The 19,271-nt window shown below is 33.6% G+C and carries 17 protein-coding genes; 15 read left to right on the top strand and 2 right to left on the bottom strand.

Annotation, left to right across the window (positions count from 1 at the left end; translation table 11 throughout):
* The first annotated feature begins 19 nt into the window (after window positions 1-19).
* From QYS47_RS01725 to QYS47_RS01685, 9 genes are all read left to right on the top strand, one after another.
* Window positions 20-1,192, top strand: a complete 1,173-nt coding sequence (locus tag QYS47_RS01725) for an alpha/beta hydrolase-fold protein (protein ID WP_322347501.1) — start codon at window positions 20-22, stop codon at window positions 1,190-1,192.
* A gap of 74 nt (window positions 1,193-1,266) precedes the next feature.
* Window positions 1,267-2,118 carry a ChaN family lipoprotein gene (locus tag QYS47_RS01720; protein WP_302128328.1) on the top strand — a complete coding sequence of 284 codons (852 nt, stop codon included), beginning with the start codon at window positions 1,267-1,269 and terminating at the stop codon, window positions 2,116-2,118.
* Between the two features lie 75 nt (window positions 2,119-2,193).
* On the top strand, window positions 2,194-2,442 hold the full coding sequence (locus QYS47_RS01715; RefSeq protein WP_322347500.1) for a hypothetical protein: 249 nt from the start codon (window positions 2,194-2,196) through the stop codon (window positions 2,440-2,442).
* A gap of 185 nt (window positions 2,443-2,627) precedes the next feature.
* Window positions 2,628-4,475 (top strand): PLP-dependent transferase, encoded by a 1,848-nt coding sequence (locus tag QYS47_RS01710; protein WP_322347499.1) that lies wholly within the window; start codon window positions 2,628-2,630, stop codon window positions 4,473-4,475.
* A 170-nt stretch (window positions 4,476-4,645) separates the two neighbouring features.
* A complete protein-coding gene (locus tag QYS47_RS01705) occupies window positions 4,646-6,673 on the top strand; it encodes a M13 family metallopeptidase (protein ID WP_322347498.1) in 2,028 nt (675 codons plus the stop codon).
* Window positions 6,674-6,723: 50 nt separating this feature from the next.
* The gene (locus tag QYS47_RS01700; protein ID WP_322347497.1) at window positions 6,724-7,095 is read left to right on the top strand and encodes a DUF1801 domain-containing protein; all 372 of its coding nucleotides are present in this window, start codon (window positions 6,724-6,726) and stop codon (window positions 7,093-7,095) included.
* Window positions 7,092-7,841: a DUF1835 domain-containing protein gene (locus tag QYS47_RS01695; protein ID WP_322347496.1), complete on the top strand. Its 750-nt coding sequence runs from the start codon at window positions 7,092-7,094 to the stop codon at window positions 7,839-7,841. Before QYS47_RS01700 ends, QYS47_RS01695 begins: the two co-directional genes overlap by 4 nt.
* A gap of 40 nt (window positions 7,842-7,881) precedes the next feature.
* The gene (locus QYS47_RS01690; protein WP_322347495.1) at window positions 7,882-8,697 is read left to right on the top strand and encodes a ZIP family metal transporter; all 816 of its coding nucleotides are present in this window, start codon (window positions 7,882-7,884) and stop codon (window positions 8,695-8,697) included.
* A gap of 102 nt (window positions 8,698-8,799) precedes the next feature.
* Entirely contained in the window at window positions 8,800-10,047 is a 1,248-nt protein-coding gene (locus QYS47_RS01685) for an MFS transporter (protein WP_322347494.1), read from the top strand.
* 7 nt (window positions 10,048-10,054) lie between these two features.
* Here the strand turns inward: QYS47_RS01685 and QYS47_RS01680 are convergent, their stop codons facing one another.
* Window positions 10,055-11,707, bottom strand: coding sequence for a PrsW family intramembrane metalloprotease (locus QYS47_RS01680; RefSeq protein WP_322347493.1), 1,653 nt, complete (start codon window positions 11,705-11,707; stop codon window positions 10,055-10,057).
* Window positions 11,708-11,835: 128 nt separating this feature from the next.
* Between QYS47_RS01680 and asnB the strand changes: the two genes are divergently transcribed.
* The 6 genes from asnB (at window position 11,836) to QYS47_RS01650 (ending at window position 18,487) form a co-directional block, all read left to right on the top strand.
* Window positions 11,836-13,734, top strand: coding sequence for an asparagine synthase (glutamine-hydrolyzing) (gene asnB / locus QYS47_RS01675; RefSeq protein WP_322347492.1), 1,899 nt, complete (start codon window positions 11,836-11,838; stop codon window positions 13,732-13,734).
* Window positions 13,735-13,820: 86 nt separating this feature from the next.
* A complete protein-coding gene (pheS, locus tag QYS47_RS01670) occupies window positions 13,821-14,846 on the top strand; it encodes a phenylalanine--tRNA ligase subunit alpha (RefSeq protein ID WP_322347491.1) in 1,026 nt (341 codons plus the stop codon).
* Between the two features lie 19 nt (window positions 14,847-14,865).
* The gene (locus QYS47_RS01665) at window positions 14,866-15,723 is read left to right on the top strand and encodes a 3-hydroxyacyl-CoA dehydrogenase NAD-binding domain-containing protein (protein WP_322347490.1); all 858 of its coding nucleotides are present in this window, start codon (window positions 14,866-14,868) and stop codon (window positions 15,721-15,723) included.
* Complete coding sequence (locus tag QYS47_RS01660) at window positions 15,710-16,171, top strand: hypothetical protein (RefSeq protein WP_322347489.1); 462 nt, start codon at window positions 15,710-15,712, stop codon at window positions 16,169-16,171. The genes QYS47_RS01665 and QYS47_RS01660 overlap by 14 nt, the downstream gene beginning before the upstream one ends.
* Window positions 16,172-16,300: 129 nt before the next feature.
* Entirely contained in the window at window positions 16,301-16,933 is a 633-nt protein-coding gene (locus tag QYS47_RS01655; RefSeq protein ID WP_322347488.1) for an NAD(P)H-dependent oxidoreductase, read from the top strand.
* Window positions 16,934-17,131: 198 nt separating this feature from the next.
* On the top strand, window positions 17,132-18,487 hold the full coding sequence (locus tag QYS47_RS01650) for a deoxyguanosinetriphosphate triphosphohydrolase (RefSeq protein WP_322347487.1): 1,356 nt from the start codon (window positions 17,132-17,134) through the stop codon (window positions 18,485-18,487).
* 5 nt (window positions 18,488-18,492) lie between these two features.
* Here the strand turns inward: QYS47_RS01650 and QYS47_RS01645 are convergent, their stop codons facing one another.
* Window positions 18,493-19,269 (bottom strand): class I SAM-dependent methyltransferase, encoded by a 777-nt coding sequence (locus tag QYS47_RS01645; protein ID WP_308358079.1) that lies wholly within the window; start codon window positions 19,267-19,269, stop codon window positions 18,493-18,495.
* Between the last annotated feature and the right edge of the window lie 2 nt (window positions 19,270-19,271).

Below are 19,271 nucleotides of genomic sequence, written 5' to 3'. Positions count from 1 at the left end.
TCAAATGCTGCAAATTAAAATGAGAAATAAAATCATTGTTCTTCTATTATTACTGATTGAACTAAATTCAGCACAATCACAGGATTCGGAATCTATAATAATCGGCAAAAAGCATACAATACATTCTAACATTCTAGATGAAGAGCGAGAGTATTGGATTAGCCTTCCTGAATCGTATTCTAACATAGAAAACTCATATAAAGAATACCCCATATTGATTGTATTAGATGGAGACGCACATTTTAAATCAATCTCTGGAATGTTAGACTATATGAGTTCTGGATATAATGGAAATACCAGAGTACCAGAAATGATAGTGGTGGCGATTCAGAATGTAAACAGACGGAGAGATTTTACTCCAGATAAAGTGGTTACCGTTAGAGAAAATGATACAGGAGGAGGGGAAAACTTTCTATCCTTTCTGGAAGATGAACTTATTCCGGAATTGGATCAGAAGTATAGAACAATTCCTTATCGAATCCTTTTCGGTCATTCTTTAGGAGGCTTGTTAGCAACACATGCCTACATGAAAGAAGAAACCCTTTTTAATGCTTTTATTGCAGTAGACCCAAGCTTTGGAACCTGGGATGCTAACACTATGGATCAGAAAATAGCCGCTGTTACTGAAAATTCCTTTGATAGATATTTGTATCTCGCTACGGCTAATTGGGGGAAAAGAAATTTCACTAACCGTGATCGTCATTTGAGATTATTTGAAGCATTAAATAGTAAATGTGACGGTCAATTTCCCGCTAAATATGAGTACTTCGAAAATGAAAACCACGGTTCCGTACCTCCACTAGCTTTTTATAATGCGATTACATCCATTTTTGAAGGGTATGGGGTATATTATAGAGATATTAATGATAGTGAGCAACTAGTTAAACATTTTGAGTTGTTATCTAACAGGCTGTCCTTTGAATTTAATCCTCCAGAGTTTTTGGTAAATAGAATTGCATATTATTTACTTAGATCGAAAGATGAAAAAGATAGATCAGAAGCCTTAAAGCTTTTCGAACTAAATACTAAAAACTATCCTAATTCCTTTAATGCATTTGATAGCCTAGGTGAAGCTTTTGAGGCCTTAGGAGAAAACAAAAAAGCCCGTCAAAATTATGAAAAATCCATTGAGCTAAATCCTAAAAACCAACATGCAAAAATGAAAATTGAATCATTAAAGAAAAGTAAATAAAATTAGATATTAGTATTTAAGTCTCCCTTCATTTTAATAAATTCATCTTTGATACTAAAAATATTATACTTTTAATGAAGAAGCTCTTTTTTATACTTTACTTTTTAATTCTTTCAAATGTTATATTTAGTCAGAAACAGCCCTATGTGATTTACAAGGCTAATGGAAAAGAGGTTTCTTACGAAAAGATGCTTAAATCACTTCAAAAAAGTTATATCATCTTATTTGGAGAGTTGCATAACAACCCCATTGCACATTGGCTTCAATATGAAGTAACTGCAGATCTTCATGAATCTAAGCCGCTTATTTTAGGAGCAGAAATGTTGGAAGCTGATAATCAAGAAGCCTTAAATCTTTATTTAATCGATAGTTTAAACTATAAAGGCTTGGACACATTAGCCAGGCTATGGCCGAATTATCAAACAGATTATGCTCCGTTAGTTGATTTTGCCAAAGATAAAAAGTTAGATTTTATTGCGACTAACGTTCCAAGAAGGTATGCTAACCTAGTTTACCGAAAAGGATTTGAAGCGCTTGATTCACTTTCAGATGAAGAAAAAAAGTGGATTGCTCCTTTGCCAATTATTTTTAAGCCTGAATTACCAACCTACCAAAATATTCTGAAGATGATGGGAGAGCACGGCAGTCCAAAATTGGTCATGGCACAAGCCATAAAAGATGCAACTATGGCTCATTTTATATTAAAGAACTATTCAGAGAATCATACCTTTATTCATTATAATGGTGCTTATCATTCCGATAAATATGAAGGCATATTGTGGTATTTAAAACAGAAACGGGATGATTTAAATTATGCCACTATTTCAACTGTATCACAGGTAAATATTAATCAATTAGAAGAAGAGAATCTCAATAAAGCGGATTTTATTATTTGTGTGGATAAAGATATGACGACTACTTACTAAGAATTGAGTAATCCTTTTTAGCACTGAAATATTATTTGCTACTTTCATGCTTATATTAAGATTTGCAAAACATAGATGGGAGTTTTAAGAACGGTTTTTAGAAGAAATACACATAACTCATTTTTCAAAGCCTTAGCTGGTTTCGAAAGGTCCATGAATAGATTTTATGAAAACAAGAATTATGATTCTAAAAGCAATGGAGAGGAACTGCTCCTAAAAAAATTAGCGAAACTAAATCCTAGAATCGTTTTTGATGGAGGTGCTAATATTGGAAAATATTCGAAGTTGCTCAGAATCACCATTAAAAGATTGGTTCTAAAATAAAGGAAAATTATATTTTTAAATTTTATCAAAGAAAATTGGATAGTCTTACGACTTAGTTTATGAAATAACACTTTCAGCATAACTTTGTCAACAACTTCTTCTTGCTTAATTTCGTGTTCTATTTTTGATAGGAAAACAATGGGTTTTAACAAACAGTAACAAATCCCGAACTAACATATTAAATTATGAGCGAAAATAAAGTCTTAAATTATATCGATGATGTAGTGAATAATGTTCCATCTGATTGGTTAAAACTTACTACTCACAGATTAGATATTTACAATGAAGATTTAGCAAAAACTGAATTTCTTCAACACTTTAATAACTTATTTGAACAAGGAAACTCTGAAACCTCCACACTGAGCGAACTTCCTACCGCTTATGATTATATTAGATTAGGCCACCCTCTGTCAACTGTATTAGAATGGTCAATCGCAAAATTAAATGGTTTAAAAGCCGATCAAGTTATAAGTTTTGCATCTCGCACTATTCCCATATTAGCTGTATTAAGAAAAAACCTATTTGATAAAAAAGAAACAATACTTTATTATAAAGGAGAGCTTCCTGAGTCCTTGGATTTAGATACAATTCAACAAACGTATAATTATACGTTAAAAATTCAAAAAATTGACAGCCTTGATGATATTGAAAAGTTTAGCGGGAGCACCATTTTCTTTCAAGCTACCAACGACTTAGGAAAGGTAGAATTAAACGAAAATATTGACTTTTATATTAATTCTCATAGTCAGCTCGGAAGTGTGTTTATGGTAAATGGTGCTAAAAATGAAGCATACATTCCTGCAATTCAGCATGTAAGAAGGAGGGAAACCATTGCTATGACTCCTCAAAATTCGTATAGTGCCTTACAATTAATTCAAGGAAACAAAGTTGCTTCTTTTGATCAGACACAATTTGAATCTAATAAGAAATCTGTTCTTGATTCAATTCGAAAAATAACAGCTTCCGAAACAAAGGCCTTATTAGGATCATGCGGATTATCAGTTCAATATGCCATTATGATGGGATTGATCGAACATGCCATGAAACAACATCCAGGCAAAGCCATAAAAATCATAGTGCCACCAAACTGTTATGGAGGAACAAATGATCAGGCAAGAAGAGTAGCCGCAGCTGTTGACAATGTTGATATTATGGACTTACCAGTTGATGGTGATAATGATATGGTACAATCAACTGACAAAGTTTTAGATGAAGCAGCAAAACTTGATGCTGTTCCATTAATTATTGCAGAAATCCCAACCAACCCTAGAGTTGAGGTTCCAGATATGGAAGCTCTAAGAAAGGCTTTAGTGAAAGATAGAAAAACACCTAATGGAGAAAATGCCATTGACCCAATATTCATATTAGACCAAACCTTCTGCCCTAATATTCAATTCTTAAGTGAAGAAGGTATTCTTTCAGAAGTTCAAGTGATTTCATATGTAAGTGGATCTAAATTTCCGAGTGGCGGTAAGTGCACAGCTGGTTATGTTACGGCTAATAGAAAGGCCGCTCACCTTATGAGTTCAATTGAAAAGCACTTAAAATTATGCGATAATGAAGCAACTCCTTTGCAAACTGAAATCTTGGCAGAACAATTGCCGTCTATGAATCAAAGAATTGAGGATGCTTACAAAAACACAAGAGAGTTTGTAAATTTTATAAAAGAAACTTTGCCTTCTGCTAAAATAAATTTTGTTTCTGAAGAACTGGCTAAGGAAGATTTTACTCCGTCAGTATTTTCCTTAGATCTTCCTACTAAAGGCAACACAGATGAAGAAAGAGAAGAATACAAAAGAGCTTTAAACCAAAAGCTTATTGATATGATGATCACAGAAATTCCAAATGAAAGTAAATACTGCGTGAGTTATGGTCAGCTAAAAGGTTGCTATTGGACTATTCCGGCTACCTCCACACAAGGAACTACTAAAGAGGAAGATAAAGACTATATAGCAAGAGTTTCTGTTTCTCCAGACTTAGATTTAGAAAAGCATAAGCAAGTATTTGCTGATTTTGTGAAAAGCATTGATTAAGAATCATATTTTAGATCTTTATTTAAAATCGCACAGGATATTTCTTGTGCGATTTTTTTATTTTAAATCTTTCTATAACCACTATTAACCTTTGGTCTAATCTCCGCACGGATAATATCAAATTTATTCCTTAACTTATTTGATAATTTTATTGCATTAAATCCTTGACCATGAAAAAAATTCTAACACTATCTATTGCAGCACTAATACTATTCGCTTGCAATAGTCCTTCTGAGAAATCAGAACAAACTCAAAAAATTATTAAAATTGAAGACATTGATTCTACCATGAATCCTGGTGATAATTTCTTTCGCTATGTAAATGGAATATGGTACGATTCTGCTACCATTCCAGAAACACAGGCAGGAGTAGGAGCTTATCGCTTTATGAACTATCCTCAAAGGTTACGATTACAAAACCTATTGGACAGTGTATCTCAAACTAAAAATGCAGAAGGAAGTATTGAACAAATGGTGGGAGATTTTTACGCTTCTGGTATGGATATGGAAAGTATAAACCAAAAGGGATACGAACCTATTAAACCCATTTTATCTAAAGTTGAATCCATAATAGATGTTCCTTCATTAATGAATTTTGTTGCAGAACAGTCCAAGATGTATAACAATACTATTGTAGGATTTTATGTGGGGCCAGATGATAAAAACAGTAAAATTAATATAGCTCACGCCTATCAAACTGGATTAGGTCTGCCTAATAGAGACTATTATTTCGAAAATAATTCTTCCACTCTTGGTATTCAAAAGGCATACAAAGATTATGTCACTACGCTTTTTGAATTGAGTGGTGTGGATGAAGATGAAGCTAAAGCATTTGCTAAAACAGTATATGAAGTAGAAAAAAATCTGGCTGAATCACACAGAACCAGAGTTGAACTAAGAGATGTTAAAGCTAACTATAATAAAATGGCTGTTGCAAGTTTGGATGAAATGCATCCCAATATCGCTTGGTCGAACCTTCTAAATAAAATGGGGGCCTCCACTGATTCAATTGATGTTGGACAACCCGAATTTTACAATAAACTGAATGAATTGTTAGGAAGCATTTCTATTGAGGATTGGAAGGTTTATTTGAAAGCTACAACTATGCGTAATTATGCCGCTCATCTGAGTAAAGATTTTGTTGATGCTGAATTTGCCTTCACTAAGGTGATTTCCGGACAAGCAATTCAAAAAACCAGAGGTGAAAAAATGGCAAGCGAAGTTGATAATCTTCTAGGTGAAGCTTTGGGTCAATTATATGTGAAAAAGTATTTTCCTGAATCCGGTAAAGAGCGAATGTTGGAATTGTTAGAAAATGCTCAAAAAGCTTATAGCAATAGAATTGATAATTTGGAATGGATGACGGATAGCACTAAGGTGAAAGCCAAAGAGAAGTTATTTTCTATTACTAAAAAAATTGGATATCCAGACGAATGGAGAGAGTATGAAAGTGTAGAGGTAAAACGTAATGACTATTTTGCTAACATATTATCTGCTTCAAAAGCAGATTATAATTATAACCTCGCAAAGTTAGGCCAACCAGTTAATAAGAAAGAATGGTATACCACTCCTTCAACTGTTACCGCTTATTATAATCCTTCGGCAAATGAAATCGTATTCCCAGCTGGAATTTTACAACCTCCTTATTTCGATTATGAAGCAGATGATGCTTTAAATTACGGAGGAATTGGAATGGTAATCGGTCATGAGCTGACTCATTCGTTTGATGATCAGGGAGCACAATTTGACAAGGAGGGAAATGTCAACAATTGGTGGACAAAAGAAGATTACGAGAAATTCAGGGCCAAAACTCAAGATGTTATTGATTTATATAGCTCCTTTACTGTTTTGGATACTCTCCATATAAATGGCGCCATGACAGTTGGTGAAAATACTGCAGACTTAAGTGGATTAGCGGTTGCCTATGATGCTTTCAAATTAACCAAACAAGGACAAGACACTGCAAAAATTGATGGCTTTACACCTGATCAACGATTTTTTATGTCATTAGCCAGAATTTGGAGAGTAAAAATGAAAGAGGAATATCTTCGATTATGGATTAAAACTAATTCGCATTCGCCACCCATGTGGCGTGTAAATGGTCCACTAATGAATACCCCAGCTTTTTATTCTGCTTTTGATATTAAGGAAGGGGATGAAATGTATTTAGCAGAAGAAGAAAGAGTAGCGGTTTGGTAAATGTAAAAGTGCAAGAGTAATGTCTCTTGCACTTAATTCACTTTTTGTAGATGACTGAAGTTGAGCAATACATATTTGATTTAAAAATCAATCAACGTGAAATCATGCTGTATTTTCACGATCTATTAGCTCATCAATTGGAGCTAGAAGATAAGATCAGATACAAAATCCCATTTTACTATCATAAATCTTGGGTTTGCTATATGAACCCTATCAAAAATGGTGGTGTGGAAGTAGCGTTTCTTCGTGCTAATGAACTTAGCAATCATCAGGGAATACTTGATTTTAAAGGCAGAAAGCAAGTTGCTGGTATTAGCTTTTCAAACGTGGATGAGATTCCCAGAGATCATATTTACGAAATTATCCAGGAGGCATTACTACTAGACGAAAGTATTCCCTACACATCTAAAAGAAAAAAATGAGCAAGATCTATCACATTTTAAATGGTGATGCCTTAAAAGAACAATTACCTAAAGAGATAGAGGGAGAAGTTATTATCGCCAGAGAATGTTTAGTAGATGGCGAACTAAAAGGAGATACAGAAGAAGAGTTTTATCATAATAGAGCTGAATTTTTAAGCAAGACTTATGAAGAAGTTAATTTGCAAGATTACTATCAAGAAAGCGTTTCAGAATTTGAAAAAATAAAATCAATCCCTGAAAATTCTGAAGTTAATTTGTGGTTTGAAGAGGACTTGTTTTGTCAAGTAAATCTCTGGTACTGTGTATATTTAATTTTAAACAATACAAAATCTGCTCATCTTCATTTAATTCTACCTATTGATAGTCCCTATAGTTTCGGTCATCTAAATAATTCAGCGCTAATAAAATGCTATAAAAGTAAAGTTGTTTTAGTTCAAGCTGATAAAATTTCTGAATTGTGGATTCATTATCGATCTGGAAATATTGAAGCATTGCACAAAACTGCTTTGGAACTTAAAAATAAATATACATTCATTCTAAAAGCAGTTGAAGCACATATTGCAAGTATCCCATCTGAAAAACACCCAGGAAAACCAGTGGAAACACTTCAAAATATTATTGAAGAATTAGGCACATATGAGTTTGGGCCCATATTTAAAGAATTCTCGAAAAGAGAAGCTATTTATGGTTATGGTGATTTACAAGTACGTAAACTCTTGGGGGATATCAAACGTAAATCATATTAGGTTTATATAATGGCATTCATACAATATTAATTTATTTAAAATGATCATTGAACACCTTTCAAATTATAATCCAGTCTTCCTAGCATTTGCTGCAACCCTATTTACCTGGATGGTAACGGCACTAGGATCTTCAATGGTTTTCTTTTTTAAATCAATCAATCAGAATCTTCTAAATGCGATGCTCGGTTTTGCAGCTGGGGTTATGATTGCCGCTAGCTTTTGGTCTCTTTTAAAACCCGCAATAGAAATGGCAGAAGAAGCAGGAACTACACCATGGGTTCCTGCTGTAGTTGGTTTTCTTTCAGGAGGAGCATTTCTTTTAATAATTGATAAGATTTTACCTCATTTACATTTAGGCTTATCTGAAGATAAAGCGGAAGGTATTAGTACCAGTTGGCACAGAAGTGTACTATTGGTATTAGCTATAACCTTACACAATATTCCTGAGGGTTTGGCGGTAGGTGTTGCTTTTGGTGCAGTTGCTCATAATTCTGACCCTTCAGTTTTAACTGGCGCTATTGCGCTTGCCTTTGGAATTGGACTACAAAATTTTCCCGAAGGAGCTGCTGTTTCTGTTCCTCTCCGTAGAGAAGGATTCTCAAGATTAAAAGCGTTTAATTATGGTCAATTATCTGGTATAGTAGAACCAATTGCGGGTGTGCTAGGTGCTTACCTTGTATTAAGTATTGAACCTATTTTACCTTATGCTTTATCATTTGCTGCAGGAGCTATGATTTTTGTAGTGGTAGAAGAACTAATTCCTGAATCTCAGTCTGGAAATAAAACTGACCTTTCAACAATTGGCGCTATGATTGGTTTTGCTTTAATGATGTTATTAGATGTTGCTTTAGGTTAAGCTTTTTCATCAGTCGAATGATGACATTACAGTAAATTACTGTTTATTGAAACTATTAAAATTATGAGCAGTTGATTTATTGGTCATTAAAACCAAAATCATTTGAAAAAAGAAAACTCAAGTTCTGTAGGAGTAGATAAACGTGTTGTCTTTTTAGGGTTTGCTCGAATGGCAGATGCCATGGGTAATTCTTTCCTTATAGTAGTATTACCCTTATACATAGCAAGCGATAATATTTCAGGAAATTTCTTCGGATTAAAGGAATCATTAATAACTGGTTTACTTTTAGGTGTTTTCGGACTAATCACAAGTTTTACACAACCATTTACCGGAAGACTTTCTGATAAAGCAGGTAAGCGCAAATTATTTGTATTGTTGGGTTTAATTATTTTCACCTTTGCAAATTTCGCCTATTCATTTGCTAGTTCATATTGGTTATTACTATTGGTTCGGACAGCTCAAGGGATTGCCGCTGCATTTACCATCACTTCAAGTTTAGCATTAGTGAGTGAGGTGAGCACCAAAAAAACGAGAGGAAATAACATGGGGGTATACAACTCTTTTCGTTTAGTGGGGTTTGGTTTAGGCCCACTTGGGAGTGGTTTTTTAGTAGAAAATGGCCCGTATCATCTTCCAGTTATAGGCGAAATTAATGGATTTGTTGCTTCTTTTGGGATTGCTGCTGCAGCGGCTTTTTTGAGTGCCATATTGGTTTTCTTTTTTGTATCTGATCCGGATGATATTGAACCTAGTGATAGAAAAATGGATATTAAAATTTTATCCAAAGCAAAAGACACAGTATTAGATCCTATTTTTGCTCTCGCCCTAGCCACTTTAGTGATGAGTTTTGGCTTCTCTTTATTAGCACCAATAGAAACCAAAACCAATGAGCGTTTGTCTCAAGGGCCGTTCATGTTTTCACTAGAATTTAGTGCTTTAATTGCTGCTCTCGCAGTTACCCAACCAATCGTTGGAAAATTAAGTGATAAATATGGAAGGAGAATATTTATTATTATAGGATTAATTTGTTTGATGCCAATTGTACTAGTAGAAGGACTTACTACCGAACCCTGGCAAATGATTACAGCCAGAGGATTACAGGGAATTAGTGCCGCAATGGTTTTTGCGCCCTCTTTAGCACTTGCAGGTGATCTGGCTGAAAAAGGACAAGCCGGTTCTCAGCTTTCTGTTGTAACAATGGCATTTGGTTTAGGAATTTCATTAGGCTCTTTTGTATCAGGTTATGCGGTTAGGTTTGGATATATTTTCCCTTTTCTAATTGGTTCCATTCTTGCCGGAATTGGCTTATTGATTGTAAAAAGTCAGGTTCCTAAAAATGTGGAAGAATAACAATAAACTATTTACTAGATTTAAATTCGTAGTCAAAACCATTAATAATTATATATCCAAAAGAAATATATTCAGACCTATTTTTTTCAGTGGCTGGATTTACACCTTTTGGTATTAATTTTAAAAAACAGCGTATGTGTTTATCATGAACTAATGACATGTACTTACTTTGAAGTTTAATCATAATAAACTCACTGTTAAATTCCTTGCTAACGTCCAAAGAATTATTTAATTTAATTAAAAACCATTCTCTGTCTGTTCTTTTTTTAGAAATAAGTTCATGTCTGCTAACTATTTTACCCTCACCTCTTCGAAAAATTTGTAGAAGGCGCTTGTTATATCTTGGAGAATGTATTTTAATTTTTTTACCAACATGGTTTAATGGAACAATGGTATTTTCAGTAAAAAGACCTGTAAATAAACCCAAAATTCGTACACCAGGCATAGCATTTGAATTAGGCGATAGTAATGTGAATTTTATTGGTCTCCAATGCCCTTTAAATAAATCAAAGCTACTTGCAAAACCAACATAAAACAAAATCAACAAACTACTCCAGCCTAATGATCCTAAGAAAACTTTAAATGCCTGATCTCTTCCGACTATAAAACCATTTAGAAGTAATGAAAATATCATTAAAATACTTAGTAATAAAGCTATTTTAAACCTTACTGCATCATGTTTATAATGGATTGAATAATCAAAATATTTTGAATTATTAATTGCGTTATTTATGATTATTGCCCATGATTGAATAAAAAATGCAAAAAAAGCAAAAAACAAAAAGGTAAGTTCTTCAAAAATTAAGAAATCATATAATCCATGGGCAAAAGCCCCCAACATAAATAATTGTACTACAGTAAAAACACTTTCTTTCCTAAACTTAAATAAAATTATACCATATGCTATGATTGATGAGTCAACCATATGACCAACCGCTGAGGTTAATGCTCTTCCAACAACTATTGAACCTGATACATCTCTGAAATACAATAAATTCTCTATGAATGCAAAACCTAGCGCAGATATAGAGGCGTAATAAATTAAGTCAATCGGCTCATCTATTTCTTTTGTATAAAAAAGAATAATTAATACCGGAATTATTTTTATTAATTCCTCAACTACACCAATCCCTAAAAAACTATATACAAACAAATTATAAAATCTATTATCTGTATACTCAATAGAAAATATATGATGAATAAAATCAGAAAAAGGGAATGTTAAGAATGTAAATAAGGTTCCTAAAACAAAAGTGAGTATGGTAAAAGTTGTCTTTTCCCTATTAAAAAAGTCGAGATTCTTTATAAAATAGAACCATATGGCTGTTATAAAAATTGCTGCTAATAACCCAAATACATTAAGTTCTGAAAAAATGGATATTGATTTGTACCAGTAATATAATATGCCTTCTGTAGATGTGATTTTATCAGTTATAAAATCAGAATGAAATTTTATATATTTTAATTTTACAGATTGCTCTGGACTAATTAGATAGATAACTAACCCTCCTCCAATAATTATAATAAGTGAATATATAAAAGCCTTATAAGCACCATTATTGAAAAATAGTTTTTTATTACGACTTCTTGAATATTTTATACCAACATATGATCCTAATATCACTGTTGTTAAAAAAATAATTGCAAATGATAATCCCATTTTTGCTATATGATTGAAATAAAAAAAGTTAATATATGTCATAAGTGATTTTATTTCAAAATATTTTAACAATCATTTGTTGAATACCAATTGACTTTTTTAGAAAAATTATTGCCTATCTTCGTACTATGTGCGGGATAACTGGAATTTTTGCATTTAACGAAATAGGTCGATTTAATCTTCCTAATATTTCGAATGCTACTGAAACACTTGAGCATAGAGGACCTGATATTCAAAAAGTATATGTCAGCGATTATGTAGCCCTAGGCCATAGGAGACTTTCCATTATTGACCTCAATCCTGAGGCTAACCAGCCTATGATGTCTGAAGAAGGCCGTTATCAAATCGTCTTCAATGGCGAAATCTATAATTATAAATCATTAAAAAAAGACTTATCTCAAAAGGGGGTAGTATTCAAAACTGAATCTGATACTGAAGTTTTATTACAGTTGTTGATTCATGAAGGAAAAGATTCCTTAAATAAATTAAATGGTTTTTTTGCATTTGCATTTTACGATCAACATAAGGAAGAACTTTTAGTGGCTCGTGATCGCTATGGAATTAAACCGCTTTATTATTTAGAAGATGAAGATCGCTTTATTTTTGCCAGTGAATTAAAAGCAATTCTAAAGTTTGGAATTGAAAAGAAAGTTGATTCAAATGCTTTATACAGTTATTTGCAACTCAATTATCTTCCTGCCCCTATGAGTATGGTAAAGGGCGTTAAGAAACTGATGCCTGGAAACTATGCTCTAGTTAAAAAGAAATCCGTAGAATTCAACGCTTATTATAAGTTAGAAGATACTTTTAAAAAGACATTCGAAGGGTCTTATGAAGAAGCTCAAATTCAGCTAAAATCTTTAATGGAAAGTGCAGTTGAAAAACGCTTAATAGCAGATGTTCCTTTAGGTACTTTTTTAAGTGGTGGAGTTGACTCTTCTATTATTTCAGCAATTGCTTCTAAAAAAGTAGAAGGTCTTCATACTTTTTCCATTGGTTACAAAGGCCATTCATTTTTTGATGAAACAGAATATGCCAATGCCGTTGCAAAACATATCGGATCCAAACATCAGGTTTTTTCTCTAAGCCTTGATGATTTATATGATTATTTACCGGATTTATTGAAAAGCTTTTCGGAACCCTTTGCTGACAGTTCCGCACTACCCGTTTATGCCTTAAGCAAACTTACAAAGGAAAAAGTAACCGTTGCTCTTTCAGGTGATGGAGCAGATGAGCTATTTGCAGGTTACAATAAACATGCTGCATTGTACAGATTATGGAATCCTGGCTTTAAAGAAAAAATAGTTAGCAGTTTATCTGCAATATGGAAAGCTTTACCAAAATCACGAAACAACCCAATTGGTAATAAAATAAGGCAATTACATAAGTTTGCTGAAGCTTATAAATTAGATCCTCAAGATCAGTATTGGTTACTGGCAAGCTTACTAAATGCACGTAAAAGCAGTGAACTGCTGTCAAATAATCTTTTAGAAAAGATTGATTTTGAATCCTTCGATTTGTGGAAAGAAAAATTACTCAGCCCATTAAAATCGAAATCAATAAACCAAGCTTTACAGCTAGACCAGGAACTTGTACTTCAAGGTGACATGCTTCAAAAAGTTGATTTGATGAGTATGCAACAAGCATTGGAAGTTAGGGTTCCTTTCATGGATCATGAAGTTGTAGCTTTCGCCAATAGTCTGCCAGAAAGCTTTAAAGTAAATGGCCAGCGAAAAAAAATGATTTTACAGGATACTTTCCGTGATATTCTGCCTACTAAAATTTACAATCGACCTAAACATGGCTTTGAAGTTCCCTTATTGGATTGGCTTAGAAAAGATCTAAAATCAGATATAGAAAATAAATGGCTTGATAAAGACCGAATAGTAGATCAATCTGTTTTTGATTGGGATGAAGTTCAAGCCTTGAAAAAGAAATTATTCTCCAATAATCCTGAGGATAGCCATGCTACTATTTGGGCACTAATTGTATTCCAAGAATGGTGGTCACACTATATGGAAAGTTAATAGCATTTTGCCTTGCTTATAAAGTTTAATATTCCGCCATTTTCGTTTAACTTTGTTTTTTAGGGTAATAAACTGATTAAAAATCAATGTCTGAGAAGATAGAAGCATTAAAGGCTGAGATTTCAGCAGCAAAAGCAAAAACTCAGGATGAGTTAGAAGCATATAGATTAAAATTCATCAGTCGTAAAAGTGTATTAGGTGACCTTTTTGCTGACATTAAAAATATTGCGCCAGAAGAGCGAAAGGCTTATGGTCAATCGGTAAATGAAGTAAAACAATTAGCGGAAGAGAAGTTCAAAGAACTAATTGCTGGTTTAGAAAGCTCTGATTCGGGAGGCAAATCTTCAGCACCAATTGATTTAACTTTACCACCTAATATAAATTTAGGAACTGTTCATCCCCTAACATATATCCACAATAGAATTGTTGAAATCTTCCAGAAAATTGGTTTCAATGTGGCTGATGGACCAGAAATAGAAGATGATTTTCATAATTTTACTGCATTAAATTTTCCTGAAAATCACCCTGCGCGTGAAATGCAAGATACTTTCTTTATTGAAAGTAATCCTGATATTGCATTGAGAACGCACACCTCTTCTGTTCAGATTAGGGTAATGGAAAATCAAAAGCCTCCATTCAGAACCTTAGCTCCAGGTAGAGTATTTAGAAATGAAGCAATTTCTGCTAGAGCTCACTGTTTTTTCCACCAAGTAGAAGGTTTCTTTGTTGACAAGAATGTGGGCTTAGTAGATTTAAAGCAAACCCTTTATTATTTCGCTAAAGAATTATTTGGTCAGGATACAAAAGTGCGTTTTCGCCCTTCTTATTTCCCATTCACAGAACCAAGTGCTGAAATGGATATCTCTTGTAATATCTGTAAAGGCGAGGGTTGCAATGTTTGTAAATATTCTGGTTGGGTTGAGATTTTAGGCTCCGGTATGATTGATCCTAATGTGTTGGAAAACTGCGGAATTGACTCAGAAGAATATACTGGATTTGCATTTGGAATGGGAATTGAAAGAATTGCAATGCTTAAGTTTCAAGTAAATGATTTAAGGCTATATTCTGAAAATGATGTTCGATTCCTGAATCAATTTAAACACTTAAGCTAAAAATATTAATTAAAGCGATATGAAACTAGAAGATATCAAATCAATTGGAATAGTAGGGGCTGGAACCATGGGATCTGGTATTGCTCAAATGAGTGCAATGGCTGGCTATAAAACCACAATTTTTGATATTCAGGAAGCAGCATTAGAAAAAGCAAAAGCTGCTGTGACTAAAAACCTTGATAAAGGAATAGAAAAAGGTAAAGTTTCAGCAGAGCAAAAAGAAGCCTGCCTTTCTAATATTAGTTTCATTTCAAATCTAGAGGATCTTAAAGCAGATGTTATTATAGAAGCCGTAGTTGAAAAACTGCAAATCAAAATTGATATCTTTAGTCAGCTAGAAAAGATAAATGGGGATAAAACAATTTTAGCTACTAATACTTCCTCTATTCCAATTACTCAAATTGGGGCGGGGCTTCAAAAGCCTGATAGATTAGTAGGAATGCATTTCTTTAACCCTGCTCATATTATGAAGCTTGTTGAGGTAATTTCTGGAGCTGCCACAAATCCGCAAATTGCTGAAACCACAAAAGCTTTGGCAGAAAAAATGGGTAAAAAAGCCGTAATGGCAAAAGATTCGCCTGGCTTCATCGTTAATAGAGTGGCGCGCCATTTTTATGTGGAGTCGCTGAAGATTGCTGAAGAAAATGTGGCTGACTTTAAGCAAATCGACCGATTAGTGGAAAGTTCAGGATTTAAAATGGGACCATTTAGGTTAATGGATTTAATAGGAGTGGATACTAATTTTTCTGTAACTCAATCTATGTTTGAGTCTTTCTACTATGATAGTAAATTCAGACCTAGCAGAATTCAGCAACAAAAAGTAGATGCCGGGCATCATGGCAGAAAAAGTGGAAAAGGGTTTTATGACTACAATTAAAAAGTTTTATTTATTACTAATCTCTCTTTTCATATTTTCTTCTTGTGCAGAAGAAAATCCTGAAGTATTTGTAGATGAATTACCTTTACCTGACCCATTCCAACTTTCTCTCAATTTAGACTTAGTCAGTTATCAAAGTCTGCAATTTGAAAAAAATGTGATTTTGGAAGATTATGGTTTAAATGGGATAATTGTAGTCAAAAAAAGTGATTTCGATTATGCAGCATTTGAGAGAACTTGCCCGTATGAGCCTGAAAAAGAATGTTCAATCATATCAATGAATGCTGGGCAGCAATATTTGGAATGTGAATGTGGAAACTCATTTTATAATCTTAGCGGATACCCCACCAATAGCCCTTCCCCTCGAAAGTTGAGAGAATATTATACTAGCTTATCTGGAAACACACTTTATATTGATAATACAATAGTAAGTAGTCCTAACCAATAATTCTTTTTCAATTATATAATATTTTTCACAACCTATTTATATTTATATCGTGCACGACATAAGTAAAAACTCACGGATTGGATTGTCATAATATTTGAAAATCAAAAATAGAATAAATTTAAAGTAAGAATGGAATTATTAGAGAAATTGAATTGGAGATACGCTACAAAAGCAATGAATGGTGAAAAAGTACCTCAAGAAAAAATTGACAACATATTGGAGGCCGCTAACTTAGCTCCTACTTCTAGTGGTTTACAGCCGTTTGAAATTATGATCGTGACCAATGCAGAACTGAAAGAAAAAATTAAAGCGGTGGCATGGAATCAATCAGTGGTAACAGATTGTTCGCATTTATTGGTGTTTACAGCATGGGATACCTACACGGAAGAGCGAATTAATAGAATGTTTGACTTAGTGAATGAAGAAAGAGGTTTTAAAAATGAAGGCTGGGAAAATTATAGACAGCAATTATTGAATAGCTACCCTAAAAGAGATGCTGAAACTAATTTTCAACATGCTAGCAAACAAGCCTATATTGCATTCTCTCAAGCTTTAACTGCTGCTGCGTTCGAAGGTGTTGATGCTACTCCAATGGAAGGATTTGACCCTGATGCAGTAGATGAAATTTTAGGATTAAAAGAAAAAGGATTAAGAAGCTGCGTGCTTTTACCGCTTGGTTATAGAAAGCCCGAAGAAGACTGGTTAGTTAATTTAAAAAAGGTAAGAAAACCAAAAGAAGAATTAATCACTTTATTCGAATAAAAATATTACATATTGATTTTAATGATGAAAAGCGACATTATTGGATTTAAATAGTGTCGCTTTTTTTCTAAACACAACCTAAATCAAAAGCTAATGAAATGCACTTCTTTATTGGCATTCTTAAGCAAAGGGTCTCATTATTCAAAATGTACTTAATTTAGATAGCCCTTTTCTCCCAAATTCAATTAATTTTGAAGAATGGAAAAAATGAACTGGCTTAAATTATTAAATCCTAATAGACTAGGGCAAAAATCTATTTCTAATCAATCCAGTGCTCGATCATTTTTTGAGCAAGATTATGATAGAATAATTTTTTCTCATCCTTTTAGAAGACTTCAGGATAAAACTCAAGTGGTGCCTCTTCCAGAGGAAGATTTTGTTCATACCAGACTTACACACAGTTTAGAGGTGAGTAGCGTGGGCCGTTCATTAGGTAAAAAAGTAGGCGAGTCTATTATAGATAAATACTCAGAATTAAATGATGCTGGATTTTCTTCATTTGATTTTGGAGCCATTGTAGCAGCAGCTTCATTAGCGCATGATATTGGAAACCCACCGTTTGGCCATTCTGGTGAAGATGCTATTTCAGGATTTTTCAAAAATAGCGAATTAGGACAATGGATTCAATCCGAAGTATCCGTTGAAGAATGGGAAGATCTTACTCACTTTGAAGGGAACGCTCAAGGATTCCGTCTATTTCATAGGCCTGACAATCAAGGAATAAAACTAACCTATAGTACTTTAGCTGCCTTTAGCAAATACCCAAGAACTGCCCACTTATTTGAAAAAGACCCTAAACGCAAGAGCCAGAAGAAATACGGGTTTTTCCAGACTGAAAAAGATTACTTTGAAGAACTAGCAAATGAATTGGGTTTAATAAGACTTTCTAATGAGATGAGCTGGGTTCGTCATCCACTAACCTTTTTAGTAGAAGCTGCTGATGATATTTGTTATCATGTAATTGATTTAGAAGATGGCTGCCGATTAGGCTGGGTTCCTTTTGAACAAGCTAGAGATTTACTAGCAAATGTTTTAGGCGATTCTTACATGCCTGAAAAATTAGAGAAGACTAAGGGCAAAAATGCAAAAATCGCATATTTAAGAGCTTTATGTATTAATAAACTTATCAATGAGTGTGCTGAAGTGTTCATGGCAAATGAAGATAAAATTCTAACGGGTGAATTCGATGCTTCATTAATGAGCCAAGTGCCTTCCAAAAAAGTATTACGAGATATCATTGAAGTTTCTATTCAAAAAATATACAGATCTCATGTAGTTTTAGAAACAGAAGTAGTGGGCCATAGAGTTTTAGAAGGTTTATTAGAAGAATTTTTAGGGGCAGCCATTGCCCAAAAAGGCGCTGAAGATTCAAGCACCAAAGATTTAACGGTTTTCAGATTGCTGCCTGAAACCTATCAGGAATTAATTACGGATACCGCAAGTCTTTACGAAATCAGTTTAATCTGTATTGATTATATCAGTGGAATGACGGATCGTTATGCAATAAATCTATACAGAAAATTAAAAGGAATTAGTTTACCTGGTATGAAATAATTAGCTTATTTCTCTAAGGTATAGAATAAATCAAGGCTTTCTTCAGCATTTTCATTTACATAGTAATCAGCTACTGAAATTGATTTTACAAGTGAATTATCCGCTTGATCTAATTTATTTCTATTGACTCTATTTAGAAATTCATAAGGAATTCTTAATAATGGGGCTGGTAATCTATACTGGAGATTGAAAATGTCGAACTTAGTAATCTTTCTAACGGATTCACGGTTTTTCTCATGATACTCCATCACTTTATCATTCCCTGCAATTCCATTCGCTTCTACTTTCGAAAAAATAGATTTACAGATTTTCTCTAATTCAGGAGCAAAATATTCTCTCACATGCCAAGGATTACGGGTAAGCGTCATTTTCTTGTTAGGCGTAGAAATAATTGCTTTTCCACCAGGCTTTAACACACGATGGATTTCTTTTAAAAAAGTAATATCATCTTTAATGTGCTCAATTACTTGAAAAGAGACCACCGTATCAAAACTATTATCCTCGATTCCTTTCAAAGGGGGAATGTGCATAGCTTTAAAATCAGCCTGAGGATATTCAGCTTGCAGCTCATCCGTTAAGGTTTTGTATTTATCAATACCGGTATAATGATCAGCTGTATTTACTAAAGTTTGCAATCCACGGCCTGTTCCACATCCAATTTCTAACAAATTACCTTCAATTGAAGGTTGAGCATATATATAAGCGGCTAATAACCTCTGGTGAATTGGATTATCAGACGCAATTGAATCTGAAGTGATTTCAGTTGTAGAATGTTTAGCCATAA

Origin of the sequence: Marivirga arenosa, from assembly GCF_030503875.2 — a bacterium.
Classification (GTDB): domain Bacteria; phylum Bacteroidota; class Bacteroidia; order Cytophagales; family Cyclobacteriaceae; genus Marivirga; species Marivirga arenosa.
This window is presented reverse-complemented; position numbering and strand designations above follow the sequence as displayed.